This window comes from Streptomyces sp. NPDC007189 (assembly GCF_040703635.1).
In the GTDB taxonomy this organism is placed as follows: domain Bacteria; phylum Actinomycetota; class Actinomycetes; order Streptomycetales; family Streptomycetaceae; genus Streptomyces.
Map to the genome: position 1 here is coordinate 57,330 of NZ_JBEYEY010000015.1, position 20,468 is coordinate 77,797.

Genomic DNA, 20,468 nt, shown 5'->3' on the forward strand with positions numbered 1-20,468 from the left:
GAGCGGTGCGACCGGGTACGGGCCCGGGCGGTCGCCCCTCCCCCTCCAGCACCGGGGCGACCGCCCGGGCCGCCGCGCGTTCCGGGCGCCCCGCTGGGCCTACGCTGAACGTATGAACAACCTCAGCGGACGCGGGCACGTCGCCGGCCTTCCGGTATGGGACCGGTGCGCGGTCATGGGTGTCGTCAACGTGACCCCCGACTCCTTCTCCGACGGCGGCCGCTGGTTCGACACGACCGCCGCCGTCAAACACGGCCTGGACCTCGTCGCCCAGGGCGCGGACCTGGTCGACGTCGGCGGCGAGTCCACCCGCCCCGGCGCCACCCGGGTGGACGAGGCCGAGGAACTGCGGCGTGTCATCCCGGTCGTCCGGGGCCTCGCCTCGGAAGGTGTCGTCGTCTCCGTCGACACCATGCGCGCGTCCGTCGCCGAGCAGTCCCTCGCCGCCGGCGCGTCCCTCGTCAACGACGTCAGCGGCGGCCTCGCCGACCCCGCGATGATCCCGGTGGTCGCCGACGCGGGCGCCCCCTTCGTCGTCATGCACTGGCGCGGCTTCCTCGAGGGCGGCAACGTCAAGGGCGTCTACGACGACGTCGTCGCCGACGTCGTGGACGAACTGCACGCGCGCGTGGAGGCCGTTCTGGCCGGCGGCATCGCCCCCGACCGCGTCGTCGTCGACCCCGGCCTCGGCTTCTCCAAGGACGCCGAGCACGACCTCGCCCTCCTCTCCCACCTCGACCGCCTGCACGGCCTCGGCCACCCCCTGCTCGTGGCCGCCTCCCGCAAGCGGTTCCTCGGCCGCGTCCTCGCCGGCCCGGACGGCGCCCCGCCGCCGGCCCGCGAACGCGACGCCGCCACGGCCGCCGTCTCCGCGCTCGCCGCACAGTCCGGCGCCTGGGCGGTGCGCGTGCACGAGGTACGCGCCAGCGCCGACGCGGTACGGGTCGCACGCGCCGTGGAGGAGGCGCGCACGGCAGGCCTGGTGCCGGGGGCGCAAGCGCTGCGCGCGGAGCGCGAACACGGGGTGTGCGGCAGCGGGCGCGCGCCGGGTGTGAGTGGCCCGCTCGGGGCGGAAGGAGCCCGGTGAGCGCCCCTCACACCGACGTCGAGCAGGTGGAGGCCGCCAACACCGCCTTCTACGAGGCGATGGAACGCGGCGACTTCGAGGAGCTGTCCTCCCTCTGGCTCACCCCGGCCGACCTGGGCGTGGACGAGGAGTACCACGACCCCGCGGACACCGGGGTGGTCTCCTGCGTGCACCCCGGCTGGCCGGTGCTCACCGGACGCGGCGAGGTCCTCAGGTCGTACGCCCTGATCATGGCCAACACCGACTACATCCAGTTCTTCCTCACCGACGTGCACGTCTCCGTCACCGGCGACACCGCGCTCGTGACCTGCACCGAGAACATCCTCAGCGGCGGCCCCGCCCCCGAGGACGGCGCGGAACTGGGCCCGCTGGTCGGCCAGCTCGTCGTCGCCACGAACGTGTTCCGGCGCACACCCGCCGGCTGGAAGCTCTGGTCGCACCACGCCTCCCCCGTCCTCGCGGAGACCGACGACGAGGACGAGGAGACCGGCGTGAACGGCGTGAACCCGGACGACGGACCCCTCGCCTGAGCGGACGGGCGCCGCGCGGGAACCGGGAGACCACGGGGACCGAGAAGTGGTTGGAATCACCTACCCCGGGGTAGAAGCCGCTACCAGCCCATGACACCGCCGGGTTTCTCCGGGGAAACGCGAGATGAACCCTCGCGGTCCAGACGCGGGCCCGTCTCCCGCGGCCCGGCTTTGTCAGTGCTCGCAGGTAGATTCGTCTTCAGGCCGGTGTGCCGCCCGCACGTGGTACGGACCGGTCCTTCCCGACGATTGCAGGAGTGATTCGCGTGGATCGTGTCGCGCTGCGCGGCCTCAAGGCCCGCGGGCACCACGGTGTGTTCCCCAAGGAGCGCGAGGAGGGCCAGACCTTCATCGTGGACCTCGTCCTGGGGCTCGACACCCGTCCGGCCGCGGCCGACGACGACCTGGCGAAGACCGTCCACTACGGCATCGTGGCCGAGGAGGTCGTGGCCGTGGTCGAGGGCGAGCCGGTGGACCTCATCGAGACCCTCGCCGAACGGATCGCCCGGACCTGCCTGAAGCACGAAGGGGTACAGGAGGTCGAGGTCTGCGTCCACAAGCCGGACGCACCGATCACCGTCCCCTTCGACGACGTGACCGTCACCATCACCCGGAGCCGAGTATGACCCGACCGTTCCTCCAGGGTCACAGCGACCCGACCGTCCAGCCGGTGCCCGCCTCGGTCGTCGAGAAGGTCGACGCCGCCGACACGACCCTGCAGAACCCGAAGTGGGCCGTCATCTCCCTCGGCGCCAACCTCGGCAACCGCCTGGAGACCCTCCAGGGCGCCGTCGACGCGCTGGAGGACACCCCGGGCGTCCGCGTGAAGGCGGTCTCCCCGGTGTACGAGACCGAGCCCTGGGGCGTGGCGCCCGGCAGCCAGCCGTCGTACTTCAACGCGGTCGTGGTCCTCAAGACCACCCTGCCCCCGGCCTCCCTGCTGGAGCGGGCGCACGCCGTCGAGGAGGCGTACAAACGCGTCCGCGACGAGCACTGGGGCCCGCGCACCCTGGACGTCGACATCGTCGCCTACGCCGACGTCACCTCCGACGACCCGCAGCTCACCCTGCCCCACCCGCGCGCCCACGAGCGCGCCTTCGTGCTCGCGCCCTGGCACGACGTGGACCCCGAGGCCCAGCTGCCCGGCCGCGGCCCGGTGGCCGAGCTGCTGTCGGCCATCACCCGCGCGGGCGTCGAACCCCGCGCGGACCTGGAACTCCGACTGCCGGAATAGTCGTTAAGGTCAAGACGACTGAAGACGACAAGGTCGCGTACGACCGCGGTCCGCACCGGTCCGGGGGAGCTGAAGGGACACCGTGAGAGAGCTGCGCATCAGGGTGCTGGCGGGCGTGTTCGTCGTGGCCGGCATCCTGTCCTGGGCGGGCGCCCGCCTCTGGAACTCGATCGGGACCCTGCCCAGCGTCCCCCTGGCCGCCCCCATCGTCCTCGCGCTGATCGCGGTGGTCCTGCTGTCGACGGCGCTCTCGCTGCGCGCCCGTCTGAAGGCCCAGCGCGAACGCCGCCCCGGCGCCAAGGGCGTCGACCCCCTGATGGCCGCCCGCGCCGTCGTCTTCGGCCAGGCCAGCGCCCTGGTCGCCGCGCTCGTCGCCGGCATGTACGGCGGCACGGGCGCCTTCCTGCTGGAGCTCCTGGACATCCCCACCCGCCGCGACCAGGCCATCTACGCCGGCTTCTCGGTCCTGGCCGGCATCGGCGTCATAGCGGCAGCCCTGTTCCTGGAACGGGTGTGCAAACTCCCGGACGACGAGGACCAGAACACCCCGGGGGCTGAACCGGCGGCGTGAACACGGGTTTCCGCTACCAGGGCTCACGAGCGAGGTGGCCGTTGACCAGGAAGCCCGGGTGGGGGTCGAGGCGGTAGCTGTAGAGGGTGTAGGGCTTGTCCGGCGTGAAGCGTGTCCTCACCTCATGGACCTGCGTCCACTCGGACTCCTGCAGCTGAATCGGATGGCTCTCAGGCCGAAATGTGCCGCGCGCGGGCCAGCTGTCCGCAACGACCAGGTGGGACGCCGTACCGTCCGCTCGCGGAGTGAATCGGGCGCCAATGACGCGTGCGAGTTCTGCAAGAAAAGGCACGTTGGCGCTGACCAGCACCCGGCCGCCCTTGATCGGACAGCCGTCGCCGTCCGCGTAACCGTCCAGGAAGCCGTCGAAGGTCGCCCTGTCCCGCAGCACCACACGAGGAAAGCGCTGCCGCATGTGGTGTGCGTCCCCGCCGACGTACTGCCTCATCAAGTCGGCCAAGTAGGACGACACGACCCGCGCCCTGAAGCCCGGTGCTTCGCGTCGCAGGTAACCGGAGGGCCGGGTCACCGGCTCCAGCCGAGCCCTCAGTCCCGTCGCCGCGCTGAGGCACTTCGCATAGCGCTCGGCGAAGCCTTCGTCGTTGACCACCACAGAGACATAGTTCTTGCCGACCGTTCCGTCCGAACAGGTGGCTCCCACTAGGTAGCCGAATTCGTAGCCCGGATCGATCGACAACCGTTGCCGAACCAGCTTTCGGGCAGGCGTCCACGCGAGCACGGTCCCCTGTGCGTCCCTCGCATGGATCCATCCATCGGGGGTTCCCAGCATCTGGTCCGGCGCCACGGTGAACGTGAGATGGTCGGTGACGGCCTCGAGGACCTCACGCGCCTTCGTCATCGCCACGGCCGTGACCGTGGTCTGCACCGTTCGGTCCCCCTGCAGCGCCCACAGCCGACAGCCCACCTGAACACTGCGGGCCTGCAGGCGTCCGCCGACGGCATTGACCGTCTGCTTGCTGGGCAAACCATGTGCCATCCAGATCCCCCCTTGATCAGTGAGCAACCACTGATCAAGGGGGGATATCGGGCACCAGTCAACGGGGTCAGTTCGCCAGTATCAGGCTCATCGCCTCGGCGCGGGTCGTAGCATCCCGGAGCTGGCCGCGGACCGCCGACGTGGTCGTCTTGGCGCCGGGCTTGCGGATACCCCTCACCGACATGCACATGTGCTCGGCCTCGATGACGACGATCGCGCCGCGGGCCTCGAGGATGCGCATGAGGGAGTCCGCGATCTGAGTGGTGAGTCGTTCCTGCACCTGCGGGCGACGGGCGAACACCTCGACCAGGCGCGCCAGCTTCGAAAGGCCCGTGATCTTGCCCGTCTCGGCCGGAATGTAACCGACGTGAGCTACGCCATGAAAAGGCAGCAGATGATGTTCACAGAGAGAAACGATCTCGATGTCCTTGACCAGGACCATCTCGTCATGTCCCAGATCGAACGTCGTCGTCAGGACATCCTCAGGCTCCTGCCACAGCCCGGCCAGAAGCTCTCGGTACGCCCGTGCGACCCGCGCCGGCGTTTCCCTGAGGCCCTCGCGGTCGGGGTCCTCGCCGACCGCGATCAGGAGTTCGCGGACGGCGTTCTCGGCGCGCTTCTCGTCGAAGTCGCCGATCAAGCCGTCGCCGGCCAGCGTCACGGGGTCGGTCATCTGATGCCTCGTTCCTGTACGTCTTGCCCGCGGGCATACGAAAATGCCGCGCCCCCCAGGCTAAAACCTGGGGGGCGCGGCGTTCATTCCGGCCCTGTTGGCCGGATTGCGTCAGCTCTCCGGGCGTTCGTCCGGGGTCTGGTCCCTGACCGGGGTGGACTCCGTGGCCGTGGACTTGGCCGTGCTGATCGCGGCCGTCGCGCCGTTCGCGCCGTTGGTCAGTGCCAGCTCCTTGGGGGAGAGCACCGGCGGGCGGGTGGACGGGGTGCGTCGCGAGGAGCCGGTCCAGGCGGGCCGCGGCGGGCGCTTGACGATGGGGGCGAAGATCTCGGCGATCTCCTCCTTGCCCAGGGTCTCCTTCTCCAGCAGGTGAAGGACGAGCTGGTCGAGCACGTCGCGGTTCTCGACCAGGATCTCCCAGGCCTCGTTGTGCGCGGTCTCGATGAGCTTCTTGACCTCTTCGTCGACCAGCGCGGCGACCTCTTCCGAGTAGTCGCGCTGGTGAGCCATCTCACGGCCGAGGAAGGGCTCGCTGTTGTCGCCGCCGAACTTGATGGCGCCGAGCCGCTCGGTCATGCCGTACTGGGTGACCATCGCGCGGGCCAGGTTGGTGGCCTTCTCGATGTCGTTCGCGGCGCCGGTGGTCGGGTCGTGGAAGACCAGTTCCTCGGCGGCGCGACCACCCAGCATGTAGGCGAGCTGGTCGAGCATCTCGTTGCGCGTGGTGGAGTACTTGTCCTCGTCCGGCAGGACCATCGTGTAACCGAGGGCGCGGCCGCGGGACAGGATGGTGATCTTGTGGACCGGGTCGGAGTTCGGTGAGGCCGCCGCGACCAGGGCGTGACCGCCCTCGTGGTACGCGGTGATCTTCTTCTCCTTGTCCGACATGATCCGGGTCCGCTTCTGCGGGCCCGCGACCACGCGGTCGATCGCCTCGTCCAGCGCCTTGTTGTCGATCAGCTTCTGGTCGCCTCGGGCGGTGAGCAGCGCCGCCTCGTTGAGCACGTTCGCCAGGTCGGCGCCCGTCATGCCGGGCGTGCGGCGGGCGACGGCGGCCAGGTCGACGTCGGGCGCGACCGGCTTGCCCTTCTGGTGGACCTTGAGGATCTCCAGACGGCCCTGCAGGTCCGGCGGGTCGACCGCGATCTGGCGGTCGAATCGTCCGGGCCGCAGGAGGGCCGGGTCGAGGATGTCGGGCCGGTTGGTCGCGGCGATGAGGATCACGCCGCCCTTGACGTCGAAGCCGTCCATCTCGACGAGCAGCTGGTTCAGGGTCTGCTCGCGCTCGTCGTGACCGCCGCCGAGGCCGGCGCCGCGGTGGCGGCCGACCGCGTCGATCTCGTCGACGAAGACGATCGCCGGGGCGTTCGCCTTGGCCTGCTCGAACAGATCGCGGACCCGGGAGGCGCCGACGCCGACGAACATCTCGACGAAGTCGGAACCGGAGATCGAGTAGAAGGGGACGCCCGCCTCGCCGGCCACGGCTCGGGCGAGCAGCGTCTTGCCGGTACCCGGGCGGCCGTAGAGCAGCACGCCCTTGGGGATCTTGGCGCCGACGGCCTGGAACTTGGCCGGCTCCTGCAGGAACTCCTTGATCTCCTGGAGTTCCTCGACGGCCTCGTCGCAGCCGGCGACGTCGGAGAAGGTCGTCTTCGGGGTGTCCTTGGTGATGAGCTTGGCCTTGGACTTGCCGAAGTTCATGACCCGGGAGCCGCCGCCCTGCATCTGGTTCATCAGGAACAGGAAGACGACCACGATCAGGACGAAGGGGAGCAGGGAGAGCAGGACGCCGACGAACGGGTTCTGCTTGGACGGCGACACGGTGTAGCCGTCCGGGATCTGCTTGTCCTGGTACTTGGTCTGCAGGTTGCCGGCGAGCTGGGAGCCCTGGTCGCCGATGTAGCTCGCCTGGATCTTCGAGCTGCCGTCGACCTTGTAGTTGTCCTTCAGCGTGACCTTGATGCTCTGCTCGTCACCCGTGGTGAGCTTCGCCGACTGGACCCTGTTGTCATTGATCGCCGCAACGACCTGGCCGGTGTCCACCGTCTTGTAGCCGCCGGACGAGCCGACGACCTGCATCAACACGACCACGGCAAGGACGGCCAGCACGATCCACATGACCGGCCCACGGAAGTATCGCTTCACGTCCATCCATACGGAGCGGTGCCGCCCCGTCCCTCCTGCCATAGTGAGTTTGATAAGACAGTTCTTCTGACGGTACCCCAGCGTGGTGGTCCGAAGCCGCACGAAGTCCGCTTCGAGGGCCGGGAAGGCCGTCTCTGCAAGCTTCAACGGCGCGGAACCCGCCGGGGTTCCCGATCGTCCTACAAGGCTTGGGCCGAGTGGCCGAGCTCACGTCCTGCCCGGGCTCAGCCGCCGTAGACGTGAGGCGCGAGCGTACCCACGAACGGCAGGTTGCGGTACTTCTCGGCGTAGTCGAGGCCGTAGCCGACGACGAACTCGTTCGGGATGTCGAAGCCGACCCACTCGACGTCGATGGCGACCTTCGCGGCGTCCGGCTTGCGCAGCAGCGTGCACACCTTCAGGGAGGCGGGCTCGCGGGAGCCGAGGTTGTTGATCAGCCAGGACAGGGTCAGGCCGGAGTCGATGATGTCCTCGACGATCAGGACGTGCTTGCCCTTGATGTCGGTGTCGAGGTCCTTGAGGATCCGCACGACACCGGAGGACTGGGTGCCCGCGCCGTAGGAGGACACGGCCATCCAGTCCATGGTGACGGGGGTGGACAGCGCCCGGGCGAGGTCCGCCATGACCATCACGGCGCCCTTGAGGACGCCGACGATGAGCAGGTCCTTGCCCGCGTACTCCGCGTCGATCTTCGCGGCCAGCTCGGCCAGCTTCGCGTCGATCTCTTCCTTGGTGATGAGCACCTGCTGGAGGTCGGCACCCATGTCTTTCGCGTCCACCCGCATCACTTTCGGTCGTCCCGCACTTACGGCCGTAGTCCACGGCCACCGGCTGCCCGGACCGGCCGCCGGAGGGTCGCTCCGCGGGACCGGGTTTCAGCCTTGCCGAATCACCAGTCTGCCACCCTGCCGCTGGGCGACGACTCTGCCCGGGAGATTGATGGCTCCCTGGCCGCGCCAGCCGGTGATCAGGCGGTCGACTTCCTCGATGTGGCGGGCGAAGAGCGAACCGGCCGGGGCGCCGGCCTCGATGGCGGCGCGGCGCAGGATGCGGCGGCGTACGGCGGGCGGCAGGGCGTAGAGCTTGGCGCACTCCAGCCGGCCAGCGGCGTCGCGTACGGAGGCTTCGGCCTGGCTGGCCCAGGCGTCGAGGGCGTCGGCGTCGTCGCGGGAGAGCTGGGCGGTGCGGGCGAGCGCCTCCACGACCCCTTTGCCGAGGGCCTTCTCCAGGGCGGGCAGGCCTTCGTGGCGCAGCCGGGAGCGGGTGTAGGCGGGGTCGGTGTTGTGAGGATCGTCCCAGACGGGGAGGGACTGGGCCATGCAGGCCTTGCGGGCGGTCTGCCGGTCGAGCTGCAGGAAGGGGCGCCGGTAGCGGCCGCCGGCCCCCGAGACCGCGGCCATGCCGGACAGGGAGCGGATGCCGGAGCCGCGGGCGAGGCCGAGCAGGACGGTTTCGGCCTGGTCGTCGCGGGTGTGGCCGAGCAGGACGGCGGTGGCGCCGTGGCGTTCGGCGACGGCGTCGAGGGCGGCGTAGCGGGCGTCGCGGGCGGCGGCTTCGGGCCCGCCGTCGCGGCCGACGGTCACGGCGACGGACTCGACCGGGTCGAGGCCGAGTTCGCGCAGGCGCAGGGCGACCTCGTCGGCGCGCAGGTCGGAGCCGGGCTGGAGGCCGTGGTCGACGGTGACGCCGCCGGCGCGGATGCCGAGCTTGGGCGCTTCGAAGGCGAGGGCGGAGGCGAGGGCCATGGAGTCGGCGCCGCCGGAGCAGGCGACGAGCACGAGCGGGGAGCCGAGCGGGGAGGGGGGCCGCTCGGCGGTCCGGTGCGGGTGCCGGCCGCCGGCCTGCCGGCCGGGGCCGCCGGTGACCGGGCGCGCGGGGCTGCCGGCGGTCAGCGCGCCGGTGCGGCCGGCGGAGGCCTGCTCGCCGAGGCCGCTGAAGGCCTGGCGTCCGGGGACGCCGGAGGTCTGGTGGTCGTTGAGGATGTCATGGAGGACGCGGCGAACCGCCAGGCGTATCGCCGCGACCGCAGGATGGGGACCCATGTCCGGTTCCCTTCATGAAGTTTTCGGGGGGTGAGCCCGAGTTCGGTCACTCAGAGTGTGTAGATGGTGACAGAACCGGGGCGTTCCCCGAGCATTGCACGCCTACGCATGGCTCACGGTCCCTCGGACGGGTGATTGGAGGGGCGTTCGCCTGTCGTCGGCCGGATTCGTTTCACGACGTGTCCATGCCGTTCACGACTCGGCCTTGCGGTGCACCCGCGCGACCCAGTCCGCCGGTTTGGCGATCTCCGCCTTCGTGGGCAGGGTGTTGGGCGAGGTCCACACGCGGTTGAAGCCGTCGGTGCCGACCTGTTCGACGACGGCCCGCACGAAGCGTTCGCCGTCCCGGTACTGCCTCAGTTTGGCATCGAGACCGAGCAGCTTGCGCAGGGCGAGGTCGAGGCGGGAGGCGCCCTTGGCGCGGCGCTGCTGGAACTTCTCGCGGATCTCCGCGACGGTCGGTACCACGCTGGGGCCGACGCCGTCCATCACGTAGTCGGCGTGGCCCTCCAGCAGGGACATCACGGCGGTGAGGCGGCTGAGGATCTCGCGCTGGGCGGGGGTCTGCACCAGTTCCACGAAGGAGCGGCCGCCGTCCTCGTCCTCGCCCTCGACGCGGCCCCCGGCGAGGGACTGGGCGGCTTCCCTGATGCGCTCCAGGAAGGTCATCGGGTCGACGTCGGTCTCCGCCAAGAACGACTGGATTTCGCCCTCCAGGTGGTCGCGCAGCCAGGGCACGGCCGTGAACTGGGTGCGGTGCGTCTCCTCGTGCAGGCACACCCACAGGCGGAAGTCGTGCGGTTCGACGTCGAGTTCGCGCTCGACGTGGACGATGTTCGGTGCGACGAGCAGCAGCCGGCCGCCGCCGTTCTCGCCGGCCGGCAGGTCGCGGCCGACCGGGGCGAACGTCTCGTACTGGCCGAGGACGCGGGAGGACAGGAACGACAGCAGCATGCCGAGTTCGACGCCGGTGACCTTGCCGCCGACGGTGCCGAGCACCGCGCCGGCGGGGTTGCCGGAGCGGCGTTGCTGCATCTTCTCCAGCAGCGGCCTGAGGATCTCGCGGAAGCCGGCGACGTTGGCGCGGACCCAGCCGGGGCGGTCGACCACCAGGACGGGGGTGTCGTGGGTCTCGTCGGTGCCCATACGAGTGAAGCCCCGGACGTGTTCCTCCGAGGCTTTGGCGTGCCGGCGCAGCTCCGCGACGACGGCGCGGGCCTCGTCGCGGCTGACGTCGGGGCCCGGGCGTACGAGCCGCGTCGCGGTCGCCACCGCGAGGTTCCAGTCGACCATCCCGGGAGATGCGGTGCCACCGAAGCCAGTCATGCTGCCAACCGTACGGGAACGTCCCCACTTGGGGCAGTCCGTGTGAGGTCGGCGGCGGGCGGGCACCGGGGCTGCGGCGGTGCGGCCCGCCCCGGAAGGCCCGCGCGGTCCCGGGGCGGTCACCGGCAGCCGCAGGACGCCAGGGCCGTCGCCGCCTTGTCCAGGGCCGACTCCGCTGCCAGGGGGTCGGTGGTGCCGGAGGCCATGAAGGCGAAGGCGAGGAGGCGGCCGTCGGCGTCGACGACGGTGCCGGCGAGGGTGTTCACGCCGGTGAGGGTGCCGGTCTTGGCGCGTACGACGCCTGCCGCGCTGTCGGTGTAGCGGTCGGCCAGCGTGCCGGTGAAGCCGGCCACGGGCAGGCCGGTGAGGACGGGCCGCAGGCCGGGGCGGGCGGGGTCGCCGGCGGTGACCAGGAGGCCGGTGAGGAGGCCGGCGGTGAGCCGGTCGTCGCGGTCGAGCCCGCTGCCGTCGTGGAAGGAGGCGCCCGACATCGGCAGGCCCAGCTTGGTCAGCCGTGCGGCGATCGCCTTGGCGCCGCCGGCGAAGCTGCCGGGCTGCCCGCTGGTGAGGGCGGTCTGGCGGGCGAGGGCCTCGGCGATGTCGTTGTCGCTGTTGGTCAGCATGCGCTCGACGATGTCGGACAGCGGCGGCGAGGCGACCGTGGCGAGGGTCTGCGCGCGCGTGCCGGCCTTGGAGGGGCCGGGGGGCGTGGTGGTGATGCCGGCGTCCTTCAGGAAGGCCGCGAACTTGCTCGCCGCGTCCTTCGCGGGGTCGCTCACGCGGGGCGCCGGACCGCTGCTGGAGCCGTCGGTGCGGCCCTCGTCGGCGATCAGGGGGCTGACCGGCGCGAGGTTGTCGTTGACGCCGATGGGGTGCAGCTGGGGGCCGGAGTACAGGGTCGTGTCGTAGGAGAGCGTGACCTTGCGGATGCCGCGCCGGTGCAGGGCCTGGGCGGTGTGCGCCGCGAGGTCGCGCAGGCTGGCCCAGCCGTCGCTCCTGCCGCGCGCGGTGAGGGTGGGGTCGCCGCCGCCGACGAGGACGAGTTCGCCGGTGTCGCCTTCGATGGCGGCGCGGGTGGTGAAGCGGTGGTCGGGGCCGAGCGCGGACAGGGCGGCGACGGCGGTGGCGATCTTGGTGGTGGAGGCGGGGGTGAGGGCCTCGTCGGCGTCGGTGTCGTAGAGGCGCTTGCCGGTGGCCACGTCGACGACGGCCGCCGCGCGGGTACCGCCCAGTGCGGGGGCGCCCAGGAGGGGTTTGAGGACGTCGGAGAGGGGCTTTCCGTCCGGCGCGGCCTTCTTGGTGTCGACGGCCGCCACGGGGCCGTCCAGGCCCACCAGGACGGGTGCGGCGCTCGGCGCGGGCCGGGCCGTGCCTGCCGTCGTGCCGGAGCGGCCGTGATCTGCGCCACCCGGCTGCTCCAGGGCGACTGCCCGGTCCCGCTCGGCCGTACGCTGACCGTTGGCGTCCCAGGGTCCGGCCGCGGTCACCACACCGGCGGCGAGCGCCAGGCCGGCGGTGGCGGCGCCCGCGGTGTACTGCCAGGTCCTGACCGCTCCCGGACGCGGGAGCCGCGGGGTCCGGGGCCGCAGGGCCCGCGCCAGCCGCGCGACCCGCGGCCGGGCGGCGGCACCGGCCCGCGCCAGACGCGGTCGTACGGCGTTCGCGATCCGCTCCACCTGCGGTCTCGCGGCCTGCCACGGCCTCAGCTCTGGCACGACCACCAGCCCCTTTCGCGATCACACACCTGCGTGAGGGACACTTAACCACCAGAACTATGTGCTGATCATGGAGGAGCCACCGGTGGAGTTCGACGTCACGATCGAGATCCCGAAGGGTTCGCGCAACAAGTACGAGGTGGACCACGAGACCGGTCGGATCCGCCTGGACCGTCGTCTCTTCACCTCGACCGCCTACCCGACCGACTACGGCTTCGTCGAGAACACCCTCGGCGAGGACGGCGACCCGCTGGACGCGCTGGTCATCCTGGACGAGCCGACCTTCCCGGGCTGCCTGATCCGCTGCCGCGCGATCGGCATGTTCCGCATGACGGACGAGGCGGGCGGCGACGACAAGCTGCTGTGCGTTCCGGCCACCGACCCGCGCGTGGAGCACCTGCGGGACATCCACCACGTGTCGGAGTTCGACCGCCTGGAGATCCAGCACTTCTTCGAGGTGTACAAGGACCTGGAGCCCGGCAAGTCGGTCGAGGGCGCCAACTGGGTGGGCCGCACGGACGCCGAGGCCGAGATCGAGCGGTCGTACAAGCGCTTCGAGGAGCAGGGCGGTCACTGACCGGCCGGTTTGTCTTCCGCGGGCCGCGGCACCCTGCGTGGGGTGGCGCGGCCCGTTTGCGTACCCATGCGCATACTGAGGCCTACGGAAGGTGTCGTTCAGGAAGCGGTGCGAGGTGACGGAGGCGGAGGACCGCAAGCCGCGGTCCGACGAGGCGCGGTACGACCCGGAGATCACGTCCGAGTTCGCGATTCCCGAGGGCATCGAGGTCGCCGAGGGTGGCGGTGAACCGGAGACGACATCGGAGTTCGCCCTGCCCAAGGGCCTTCAGACGCCGCAGTCGCCCAGTGCCGAGCCGGAGGGGTCGGCGTTCAGCCCGCCGCGCACCTACGGCGCCAGGGAGGTCCCGCCGGCGTTCACCCCGGCCACCGGGGTGCCCCTGGTCAGCCTGGTCAAGGACGCGCCCTGGCAGGACCGGATGCGCACGATGCTGCGGCTGCCGGTGGCCGAGCGGCCCGCGCCGGAGCCGGTGCAGCGGGCCGAGGAGGAGGGCCCCGCGGTCCCGCGCGTGCTCGACCTGACCCTGCGTATCGGGGAGCTGCTGCTGGCCGGCGGCGAGGGCGCGGAGGACGTGGAGGCCGCGATGTTCGCGGTGTGCCGCTCCTACGGCCTGGACCGCTGCGAGCCGAACGTCACCTTCACGCTGCTGTCGATCTCGCACCAGCCGTCGCTGGTGGACGACCCGGTGACGGCGTCGCGGACGGTACGGCGGCGGGGCACCGACTACACACGGCTGGCCGCCGTGTTCCGGCTGGTGGACGACCTGACCGACCCGGAGACCCATGTCTCCCTGGAGGAGGCCTACCGGCGGCTCGCGGAGATCCGCCGCAACCGGCACCCCTATCCGGGCTGGGCGCTGAGCCTGGCCAGCGGGCTGCTGGCCGGTGCGGCCTCGCTGCTGGTCGGCGGTGATCTGATCGTGTTCGTCGCGGCGGCGCTCGGCGCGATGCTCGGCGACCGGCTGGCCTGGCTGTGCGCGGGGCGGGGGCTGCCGGAGTTCTACCAGTTCACGGTCGCCGCGATGCCGCCCGCGGCGATCGGAGTGGCGTTCTCGCTGGCGCACGTCGACGTGAAGGCGTCCGCCGTCGTCACCGGTGGGCTGTTCGCGCTGCTGCCCGGGCGGGCGCTGGTGGCGGGCGTCCAGGACGGCCTGACCGGCTTCTACATCACCGCCTCCGCGCGTCTGCTGGAGGTCCTGTACTTCTTCGTGGGCATCGTCGCCGGCGTGCTGCTCGTCCTGTACTTCGGCGTGAAGGTCGGCGGCAAGCTCAACCCGGACGCGGCGCTCGTCACCGACGAACGGCCGCTGATCCAGATCGCGGCGTCCATGCTGCTGTCGCTGACCTTCGCGGTGCTGCTGCAGCAGGAGCGGTCGACCGTGCTGTGGGTGACGCTCAACGGGGGCGTGGCGTGGACGGTGTACGGCGCGATGCACTACGTCGCCCACATCTCGCCGGTGGCGTCGACCGCTGTGGCGGCGGGGCTGGTCGGGCTGTTCGGGCAGCTGCTGTCCCGGTACCGGTTCGCGTCCGCGCTGCCCTACACGACGGCGGCGATCGGGCCGCTGCTGCCGGGCTCGGCGACCTATTTCGGGCTGTTGAACATGGCCCAGAACCAGGTGGACAAGGGACTGGTGTCGCTGGCCAACGCGGCGTCGTTGGCCATGGCGATCGCCATCGGGGTCAATCTGGGGTCGGAGGTCTTCCGGCTGTTCCTGCGGGTCGGGTATCCCGGCAAGCGCCGGGCGGCCAAGCGGACCAGGGGATTCTGAGCGCTTAGGAGCTCGCGTTCGCGGGTGCGGGTGCGCGGTGGCTGTTCGCGCAGTTCCCCGCGCCCCTACGGGGCGCGGTACTCGCCCTGGTCGTGGTCGTAGGGGTACTGGTACTGCTGCTGCGACTGGTACTGCTGCTGCCCGTACTGCTGGTGGTCGTAGTACTGCTGGTCCCAGTCCTGCTGCTGCGGCTGCTGGTACGGCTGCTGCCCGTACGGGTCGCCGTACTGCTGCTCGTACGGCTGGTCCGGCTCGATGCGGCGCAGCTGGGTGGTCTCGGTGTCCATGACCGGCGCGTACGGCTGCTGGGGCGTCTGGGGCTGCTGCGGAGCGTGCGCGGCCTTCTTCTCCTTGCCGCGGGCCCGCAGGAACTCGATCGCGATCGGGACCACGGAGACGAGGACGATCAGGATGAGGATCGCCTCGATGTTGTTCTTGACGAAGCCGATGTTGCCCAGCCAGGAGCCGAGCAGGGTGACGCCCGCGCCCCACAGGGTGCCGCCGATGACGTTGAAGACAAGGAACGAGCGGTACCGCATGCCGCTGACGCCGGCGATGATCGGCGTGAACGTGCGGACCACGGGCACGAAGCGGGCCAGGACCAGGGACTTCGGGCCGTACTTCTCGAAGAACTCGTGCGCCTTGGTGACGTTCTCCTGCTTGAACAGGCGGGAGTCCGGGCGGTTGAACAGGGATGGGCCGACCTTCTTGCCGAACATGTAGCCCGCCTGGTCGCCGAGGACGGCGGCGAGGCAGATCAGGCCGATCGCGCCCCACAGCGGGAAGTCCAGCTGGTGCGAGGTGATCAGCAGACCGCAGGTGAACAGCAGCGAGTCGCCCGGCAGGAAGAAGCCGATGAGCAGGCCGGACTCGGCGAAGACGACGAGCAGCAGGCCCCAGATGCCGTAGGTGCCGAGCAGGTGGTTGGGATCCAGCCAGCTCGGGCCGAGGGCGAGTGTCATCACGGGTCCGGGCTCCTGAAGGGGTGAGGCGGCTTCGGCGGCTGGTCTCGGGGAAAGGCCGTACAAAGCTATCAACGTGAGGCGACCGCCCTAGGTTCCACCGGTGTATCCAGGATGCACTGTGCGGTGACCGGGAGAAAGCTGTGACTCATGGGACTCGATGACTACGGCGGCGGCCAGGGGCCCCAGTCCGATGTGCTGGTCGTGACGACGAACGACGTGCCGGGATACCGGGTGCAGCAGGTGATCGGCGAGGTCTTCGGGCTCACCGTGCGCTCGCGGCACCTGGGCAGCCAGATCGGCGCCGGTCTGAAGTCGATGATCGGCGGTGAGCTGAAGGGGCTCACCAAGACGCTGGTGCAGACCCGCAACCAGGCCATGGAGCGGCTGGTGGAGCAGGCACGCGCGCGTGGCGCCAACGCGGTGCTCGCGTTCCGGTTCGACGTGACCGAGGCCGCGGACGTGGGCACCGAGGTGTGCGCCTACGGCACGGCGGTGGTCGTGGCCCGGGAGTGACCCCCGTGCAGTCCCGGGCCGGGGCCGGTCAGGAGGTGTGCCGGTCGGCGTTGGCGAGGATCGCGGCGCGCAGGTGCTCGGCGAGGCCGGGGCGCATCGAGTCGTAGAACGCCTTGAAGCGCTCGTCGGAGACGTACATGTCCGCGAAGCACCGGTGCATCTCGTAGGGGACCTCGAAGTAGTACCTGCTGATGTGCTGCCGGTGTTCCTCGGCCAGGTCCATGGCCGCCTCGCCGGCCGGCTGCTCGCCGGCGGCCACCAGGTCGGCGTAGCGCCGGCCCCAGTCGTCGACCTCGGCCTGGATGCGCTTCCAGTCCTCCTTGGTGTAGGTGGCGGCGCGGCGCTGCGACTCGGCGTAGGCCTCGGTGTTCCCCCAGCGCTGCTCGGCCTCCTCCCGGTACTGCTCGGGGTCCTTGTCCCCGAAGACCTCGAACCGCTCCTGAGGGGTGAGGTTGATGCCCATCTTGCGTGCCTCCATGGCGTGCTCCACGGCCGCGGCCATCTTCGTGAGCTTCTCGATCCGGGCGGTCAGCAGGTCGTGCTGGCGGCGCAGGTGTGGGCGCGGGTCCGCGTCCGGGTCGTCGAGCAGGACCGCGACCTCCTCGAGCGGGAAGCCGAGCTCCCGGTAGAACAGGATCTGCTGGAGCCGTTCGAGGTCGGCGTCGGTGTAGCGCCGGTGGCCGGCGTACGTGCGCTCGCTGGGCACGAGCAGGCCGATCTCGTCGTAGTGGTGCAGGGTGCGCACCGTCACTCCGGCGAACCCCGCGACCTGTCCCACGGAGTAGACCTGTCCCTCGGGGTGGCTCACTTTCCGCTCCTTCGGTCGGTACGTCCTCCACGCTGAGGCCTCACGCCACGTGAGGTGCAAGCCGGTTCCGGTTCAGCATGTTCGACACGGTGTGGGCATTTTGTCCGCTTATGGTGAGCCCGTGGCCCAGGAAACCGACGCGCCGCAGGCGCCCCCGACCGCCCCTACGGCGCCGGCTCGGGCCCTGCTGCCGTTCATCCTGCCCGGCGTGGCGGTGGGCGTGGCCGCGAGCCTGGTCTTCGTCGGGGTCAGCGCGGCGGCGGAGCAGCTCCAGCACGTGCTGTGGGGGCCGCTGCCGGACGCACTGGGGCTGGGCCGCTTCTCGGCGGCGTGGATGTCCGTCATGCTCGTGGCGACCGGTGCCGCGGTCGGGCTGGTGGTGTGGAAGGCACCCGGCCACGCCGGCCCCGACCCGGCCACCCTCGCCCTGAACGCCCCGGTGCTGCCGCCGGCCGTGCTGCCGGGCCTGGTGCTGGCGGCCGGGCTGATGCTGGCGGGCGGCCCGAGCCTCGGCCCGGAGAACCCGGTCATCGCGGTGAACGTGGGCCTCGCGGCCTGGCTCGGCGGGCGCCTGATGCCCCGGACGCCGGGCGAACTGTGGCCGGTGCTGGCCGAGTCGGCGACGATCGGCGCGCTGTTCGGCACACCGGTGGCCGCGGCGCTGGTCATCTCCGAGGCGCTCGCCGGGCGCCCGATGCGCGGCCGGCTGTGGGACAACCTGTTCGCGCCGCTGACCGCCGGCGCCTGCGGGGCCGTGACGACCACCCTGGTGGCCCGGCCGAGCTTCGACCTGGGGCTGCCGCCCATGGGGCACCCGCGGGCGGGGGATGTGCTGGCGGCCGTGGTGATCGCCCCGGCGGCGGCGCTGCTCGGCATGGCCGCCGTATACGCCTTCCCGTACGTCCACGCGGTCTTCCGGCGGCTGCGGCACCCGATGCTGATGCTTCCGGCCGGCGGGGTCGTGCTGGCCGCTCTGGGCGTCCTGGGCGGCCCGCTGACGCTCTTCAAGGGGCTGGCGGAGGTCGGTGAGCTGGCCCGGCGTCCGGACGGCTGGTCGGCGGGGCAGTTCGCCGCGATGGCGGTGGTGAAGCTGGCCGCGTTGCTGGTGGCCGCGTCCTCGGGTTTCCGCGGCGGCCGTATCTTCCCGGCCGTCTTCGTCGGCACGGCCCTGGGACTGTGCGCCCACGCGCTCGTGCCGGCCGTGCATCCGGTGGTGGGCGTGGCCACGGCCGTCCTGGGCATGCTCCTCGCGGTCACCCGGCAGGGCTGGGTGAGCCTGTTCACCGCCGCCGTGCTCGTCGCCTCGCCCGGCGTGCTCGCCCTGCTGTGCATCGCGTCCCTGCCCGCCTGGCTGCTGGTGACGGGGCGTCCGCAGATGCAGCTGGGCGAGGACGGGGCACCAGTCCGCTGACATCCCTTACCCGGATCCCCTGGAGACAGTTTCATGGCCCTGCACAAAGGTCCCGAGAAGCACGACGAGCGGACGATGTCCGTCAACCCCTTCTTCGGGGAGGCCGACCCGGTCGGCGGCATGACCGAGGCCCCGCCCACACACCGGCTCCCGGACGCGCCGATTCCCCCGTCCACGGCGTACCAGCTGGTGCACGACGAGCTGATGCTGGACGGCAACTCCCGGCTGAACCTGGCCACGTTCGTCACCACCTGGATGGAGCCGCAGGCCGGGGTGCTGATGGGAGAGTGCCGGGACAAGAACATGATCGACAAGGACGAGTACCCGCGCACCGCCGAACTGGAGCGGCGCTGTGTGGCGATGCTCGCCGACCTGTGGAACGCGCCGGACCCGGCGGCCGCGGTGGGCTGTTCGACGACCGGCTCCAGCGAGGCCTGCATGCTCGCCGGGATGGCGCTCAAGCGGCGCTGGGCCAAGCGCAACGCCGACCGCTACCCGGGCGCCCGCCCCAACCTGGTCATGGGCGTCAACGTGCAGGTGTGCTGGGAGAAGTTCTGCAACTTCTGGGAGGTGGAGGCCCGGCAGGTGCCCATGGAGGGCGACCGCTTCCATCTGGACCCGCAGGCCGCCGTGCAGCTGTGCGACGAGAACACCATCGGCGTCGTCGGCATCCTCGGCTCCACCTTCGACGGCTCCTACGAGCCGATCGCCGACCTGTGCGCCGCCCTGGACGCCCTCCAGGAGCGCACCGGGCTCGACATCCCCGTGCACGTGGACGGCGCGTCCGGCGGCATGGTCGCGCCCTTCCTGGACCCGGACCTCGTATGGGACTTCCGGCTGCCGCGCGTGGCCTCGATCAACACCTCCGGGCACAAGTACGGGCTGGTGTACCCGGGGGTCGGCTGGGCGCTGTGGCGGGACAAGGAGGCGCTGCCCGAGGAGCTGGTCTTCCGGGTCAACTACCTCGGCGGCGAGATGCCGACCTTCGCCCTCAACTTCTCCCGGCCCGGCGCCCAGGTGGTCGCGCAGTACTACACCTTCCTGCGCCTGGGCCGCGAGGGATACCGCGCGGTGCAGCAGTCCACGCGGGGCGTGGCGACCTCGCTCGCCGGCGGGATCGAGGCGCTCGGCGACTTCCGGCTGCTGACCCGGGGTGACGAGCTGCCGGTCTTCGCCTTCACCACCGCCCCGGACGTGACGGCGTACGACGTCTTCGACGTCTCCCGGCGGCTGCGCGAGCACGGCTGGCTGGTGCCCGCGTACACCTTCCCGGCGAACCGGGAGGACCTGTCCGTGCTGCGGGTCGTGTGCCGCAACGGCTTCTCGCACGACCTGGCCGACCTGTTCCTGGACGACCTGACCCGCCTCCTGCCGGAGCTGCGCCGGCAGCCGCACCCCCTGACCCACGACAGGGCGGCGGCCACCGGCTTCCACCACTGAGCCACCGGGGACCTTCCTTGCCATTCCGGTGGCGTGCACGCGCGCGTGGCCGTCGGCTTGCGCACTACGCGCGCGTGCACGGATGCCGTACGGCCGCCCGCCCGGCGCTCACCCCCAGGAGCCGCCCTGTTCCCGGGCGACGAGCTCGAAGGCGGTGCTGCCGTCCAGGGACTCGCGGATGATGTCGGCGTGGCCGGCGTGCCGGGCCGTCTCGCGGATCAGGTGCAGACACACCCAGCGCAGCGAGACCCGGCCCTCCGGCGGGAACCAGGGGTCCGGCGGCAGCGGGAAGGTGTCGTCCAGGCTGGGCGCCGAGCGGATGAACTTCTCCGTCTCGGCGGCGACCTGCTCCCAGTACGCCAGCTGCGAGGCGACTGTCTCCTCGCCGACCAGCTGGAAGCTCTCGTGCCAGTTCGACGCGTCGCGCCGGACGGCCGGGGGCTCCTGCCGGGCCCGCGCGATCCACATCTGCTCCACCTCGGCGACGTGCTTGAGCAGGCCGCCGAGCGACAGTTCACTGGCGCTGGGGCGGGAGCGGGCCTGCTCCTCGGTCAGTCCGAGCAGAGCCCGGCGGATCCCGCCGCGCTGCTCCTCGATGAACGCGAGCAGCGCCCCGCGCTCGTCGCCCTGCGCCTCCGCCGGTACGTGCTTGACCATGGCCGA

At 71.2% G+C, this 20,468-nt stretch carries 20 protein-coding genes; 10 read left to right on the forward strand and 10 right to left on the reverse strand.

The features are described from left to right. Nucleotides 1-112 precede the first annotated feature (112 nt). The 5 genes from folP to AB0950_RS27870 all read left to right on the forward strand — a co-directional run bounded on the left by folP (nucleotide 113) and on the right by AB0950_RS27870 (nucleotide 3,422). Nucleotides 113-1,087, forward strand: a complete 975-nt coding sequence (folP, locus tag AB0950_RS27850; RefSeq protein WP_366779647.1) for a dihydropteroate synthase — start codon at nucleotides 113-115, stop codon at nucleotides 1,085-1,087. Beyond that, entirely contained in the window at nucleotides 1,084-1,617 is a 534-nt protein-coding gene (locus AB0950_RS27855; protein ID WP_360153911.1) for a nuclear transport factor 2 family protein, read from the forward strand. The genes folP and AB0950_RS27855 overlap by 4 nt, the downstream gene beginning before the upstream one ends. Nucleotides 1,618-1,883: 266 nt before the next feature. Next, on the forward strand, nucleotides 1,884-2,243 hold the full coding sequence (gene folB / locus AB0950_RS27860) for a dihydroneopterin aldolase (protein WP_059251576.1): 360 nt from the start codon (nucleotides 1,884-1,886) through the stop codon (nucleotides 2,241-2,243). Continuing rightward, nucleotides 2,240-2,851, forward strand: a complete 612-nt coding sequence (gene folK, locus AB0950_RS27865) for a 2-amino-4-hydroxy-6-hydroxymethyldihydropteridine diphosphokinase (RefSeq protein WP_366779648.1) — start codon at nucleotides 2,240-2,242, stop codon at nucleotides 2,849-2,851. Before folB ends, folK begins: the two co-directional genes overlap by 4 nt. 82 nt (nucleotides 2,852-2,933) lie before the next feature. Then, nucleotides 2,934-3,422 (forward strand): DUF3180 domain-containing protein, encoded by a 489-nt coding sequence (locus AB0950_RS27870; protein WP_360575055.1) that lies wholly within the window; start codon nucleotides 2,934-2,936, stop codon nucleotides 3,420-3,422. A gap of 13 nt (nucleotides 3,423-3,435) precedes the next feature. On the opposite strand, the gene AB0950_RS27875 is transcribed toward AB0950_RS27870, so the two are convergent. The 7 genes from AB0950_RS27875 to dacB form a co-directional block, all read right to left on the reverse strand. Then, nucleotides 3,436-4,407, reverse strand: coding sequence for a hypothetical protein (locus AB0950_RS27875; RefSeq protein WP_366779649.1), 972 nt, complete (start codon nucleotides 4,405-4,407; stop codon nucleotides 3,436-3,438). A gap of 79 nt (nucleotides 4,408-4,486) precedes the next feature. After that, nucleotides 4,487-5,092: a GTP cyclohydrolase I FolE gene (gene folE / locus AB0950_RS27880; RefSeq protein ID WP_360153926.1), complete on the reverse strand. Its 606-nt coding sequence runs from the start codon at nucleotides 5,090-5,092 to the stop codon at nucleotides 4,487-4,489. 111 nt (nucleotides 5,093-5,203) lie between these two features. Further along, nucleotides 5,204-7,243, reverse strand: a complete 2,040-nt coding sequence (ftsH, locus tag AB0950_RS27885) for an ATP-dependent zinc metalloprotease FtsH (protein WP_360153929.1) — start codon at nucleotides 7,241-7,243, stop codon at nucleotides 5,204-5,206. A 218-nt stretch (nucleotides 7,244-7,461) separates the two neighbouring features. Further along, on the reverse strand, nucleotides 7,462-8,022 hold the full coding sequence (gene hpt / locus AB0950_RS27890) for a hypoxanthine phosphoribosyltransferase (RefSeq protein WP_031165039.1): 561 nt from the start codon (nucleotides 8,020-8,022) through the stop codon (nucleotides 7,462-7,464). Between the two features lie 90 nt (nucleotides 8,023-8,112). Beyond that, nucleotides 8,113-9,279, reverse strand: a complete 1,167-nt coding sequence (tilS, locus tag AB0950_RS27895; RefSeq protein WP_360153934.1) for a tRNA lysidine(34) synthetase TilS — start codon at nucleotides 9,277-9,279, stop codon at nucleotides 8,113-8,115. A gap of 192 nt (nucleotides 9,280-9,471) precedes the next feature. Beyond that, entirely contained in the window at nucleotides 9,472-10,605 is a 1,134-nt protein-coding gene (locus AB0950_RS27900; RefSeq protein WP_366779650.1) for a zinc-dependent metalloprotease, read from the reverse strand. Nucleotides 10,606-10,724: 119 nt separating this feature from the next. Next, nucleotides 10,725-12,326: a D-alanyl-D-alanine carboxypeptidase/D-alanyl-D-alanine-endopeptidase gene (gene dacB / locus AB0950_RS27905; protein ID WP_366779651.1), complete on the reverse strand. Its 1,602-nt coding sequence runs from the start codon at nucleotides 12,324-12,326 to the stop codon at nucleotides 10,725-10,727. A gap of 79 nt (nucleotides 12,327-12,405) precedes the next feature. Here dacB and AB0950_RS27910 point away from each other — a divergent pair, with 79 nt between their 5' ends. Together AB0950_RS27910 and AB0950_RS27915 are read left to right on the forward strand one after the other, a co-directional pair. Then, nucleotides 12,406-12,897 (forward strand): inorganic diphosphatase, encoded by a 492-nt coding sequence (locus tag AB0950_RS27910; protein ID WP_189303680.1) that lies wholly within the window; start codon nucleotides 12,406-12,408, stop codon nucleotides 12,895-12,897. Nucleotides 12,898-13,012: 115 nt separating this feature from the next. Continuing rightward, complete coding sequence (locus AB0950_RS27915; protein ID WP_360153943.1) at nucleotides 13,013-14,668, forward strand: threonine/serine exporter family protein; 1,656 nt, start codon at nucleotides 13,013-13,015, stop codon at nucleotides 14,666-14,668. A 65-nt stretch (nucleotides 14,669-14,733) separates the two neighbouring features. Here AB0950_RS27915 and AB0950_RS27920 read toward each other — a convergent pair whose 3' ends face one another. Beyond that, nucleotides 14,734-15,633, reverse strand: a complete 900-nt coding sequence (locus AB0950_RS27920; protein WP_366779652.1) for a VTT domain-containing protein — start codon at nucleotides 15,631-15,633, stop codon at nucleotides 14,734-14,736. Between the two features lie 147 nt (nucleotides 15,634-15,780). Between AB0950_RS27920 and AB0950_RS27925 the strand changes: the two genes are divergently transcribed. Continuing rightward, nucleotides 15,781-16,146 carry a YbjQ family protein gene (locus AB0950_RS27925; RefSeq protein ID WP_360153949.1) on the forward strand — a complete coding sequence of 122 codons (366 nt, stop codon included), beginning with the start codon at nucleotides 15,781-15,783 and terminating at the stop codon, nucleotides 16,144-16,146. A gap of 28 nt (nucleotides 16,147-16,174) precedes the next feature. Here the strand turns inward: AB0950_RS27925 and AB0950_RS27930 are convergent, their stop codons facing one another. Further along, nucleotides 16,175-16,954 carry a MerR family transcriptional regulator gene (locus tag AB0950_RS27930; RefSeq protein ID WP_366779653.1) on the reverse strand — a complete coding sequence of 260 codons (780 nt, stop codon included), beginning with the start codon at nucleotides 16,952-16,954 and terminating at the stop codon, nucleotides 16,175-16,177. A 121-nt stretch (nucleotides 16,955-17,075) separates the two neighbouring features. Between AB0950_RS27930 and AB0950_RS27935 the strand changes: the two genes are divergently transcribed. Next, nucleotides 17,076-18,365 carry an ion channel protein gene (locus tag AB0950_RS27935; RefSeq protein ID WP_360153955.1) on the forward strand — a complete coding sequence of 430 codons (1,290 nt, stop codon included), beginning with the start codon at nucleotides 17,076-17,078 and terminating at the stop codon, nucleotides 18,363-18,365. Nucleotides 18,366-18,398: 33 nt separating this feature from the next. Then, nucleotides 18,399-19,805, forward strand: coding sequence for a glutamate decarboxylase (locus AB0950_RS27940; protein WP_366779655.1), 1,407 nt, complete (start codon nucleotides 18,399-18,401; stop codon nucleotides 19,803-19,805). Nucleotides 19,806-19,913: 108 nt separating this feature from the next. Here AB0950_RS27940 and AB0950_RS27945 read toward each other — a convergent pair whose 3' ends face one another. Continuing rightward, nucleotides 19,914-20,462 (reverse strand): DinB family protein, encoded by a 549-nt coding sequence (locus AB0950_RS27945; RefSeq protein ID WP_360153961.1) that lies wholly within the window; start codon nucleotides 20,460-20,462, stop codon nucleotides 19,914-19,916. Between the last annotated feature and the right edge of the window lie 6 nt (nucleotides 20,463-20,468).

What these genes read in the sequence shown, in the direction of transcription:
- folP (WP_366779647.1), top strand. Translation starts at nt 113, where the DNA reads ATGAACAACCTCAGCGGACGCGGGCACGTCGCCGGCCTTCCGGTATGG.
- folK (WP_366779648.1), top strand. Translation starts at nt 2,240, where the DNA reads ATGACCCGACCGTTCCTCCAGGGTCACAGCGACCCGACCGTCCAGCCG.
- AB0950_RS27900 (WP_366779650.1), bottom strand. Translation starts at nt 10,605, where the DNA reads ATGACTGGCTTCGGTGGCACCGCATCTCCCGGGATGGTCGACTGGAAC.
- AB0950_RS27945 (WP_360153961.1), bottom strand. Translation starts at nt 20,462, where the DNA reads ATGGTCAAGCACGTACCGGCGGAGGCGCAGGGCGACGAGCGCGGGGCG.
- folE (WP_360153926.1), bottom strand. Translation starts at nt 5,092, where the DNA reads ATGACCGACCCCGTGACGCTGGCCGGCGACGGCTTGATCGGCGACTTC.
- hpt (WP_031165039.1), bottom strand. Translation starts at nt 8,022, where the DNA reads ATGCGGGTGGACGCGAAAGACATGGGTGCCGACCTCCAGCAGGTGCTC.
- ftsH (WP_360153929.1), bottom strand. Translation starts at nt 7,243, where the DNA reads ATGGACGTGAAGCGATACTTCCGTGGGCCGGTCATGTGGATCGTGCTG.
- AB0950_RS27940 (WP_366779655.1), top strand. Translation starts at nt 18,399, where the DNA reads ATGGCCCTGCACAAAGGTCCCGAGAAGCACGACGAGCGGACGATGTCC.
- AB0950_RS27925 (WP_360153949.1), top strand. Translation starts at nt 15,781, where the DNA reads ATGGGACTCGATGACTACGGCGGCGGCCAGGGGCCCCAGTCCGATGTG.
- tilS (WP_360153934.1), bottom strand. Translation starts at nt 9,279, where the DNA reads ATGGGTCCCCATCCTGCGGTCGCGGCGATACGCCTGGCGGTTCGCCGC.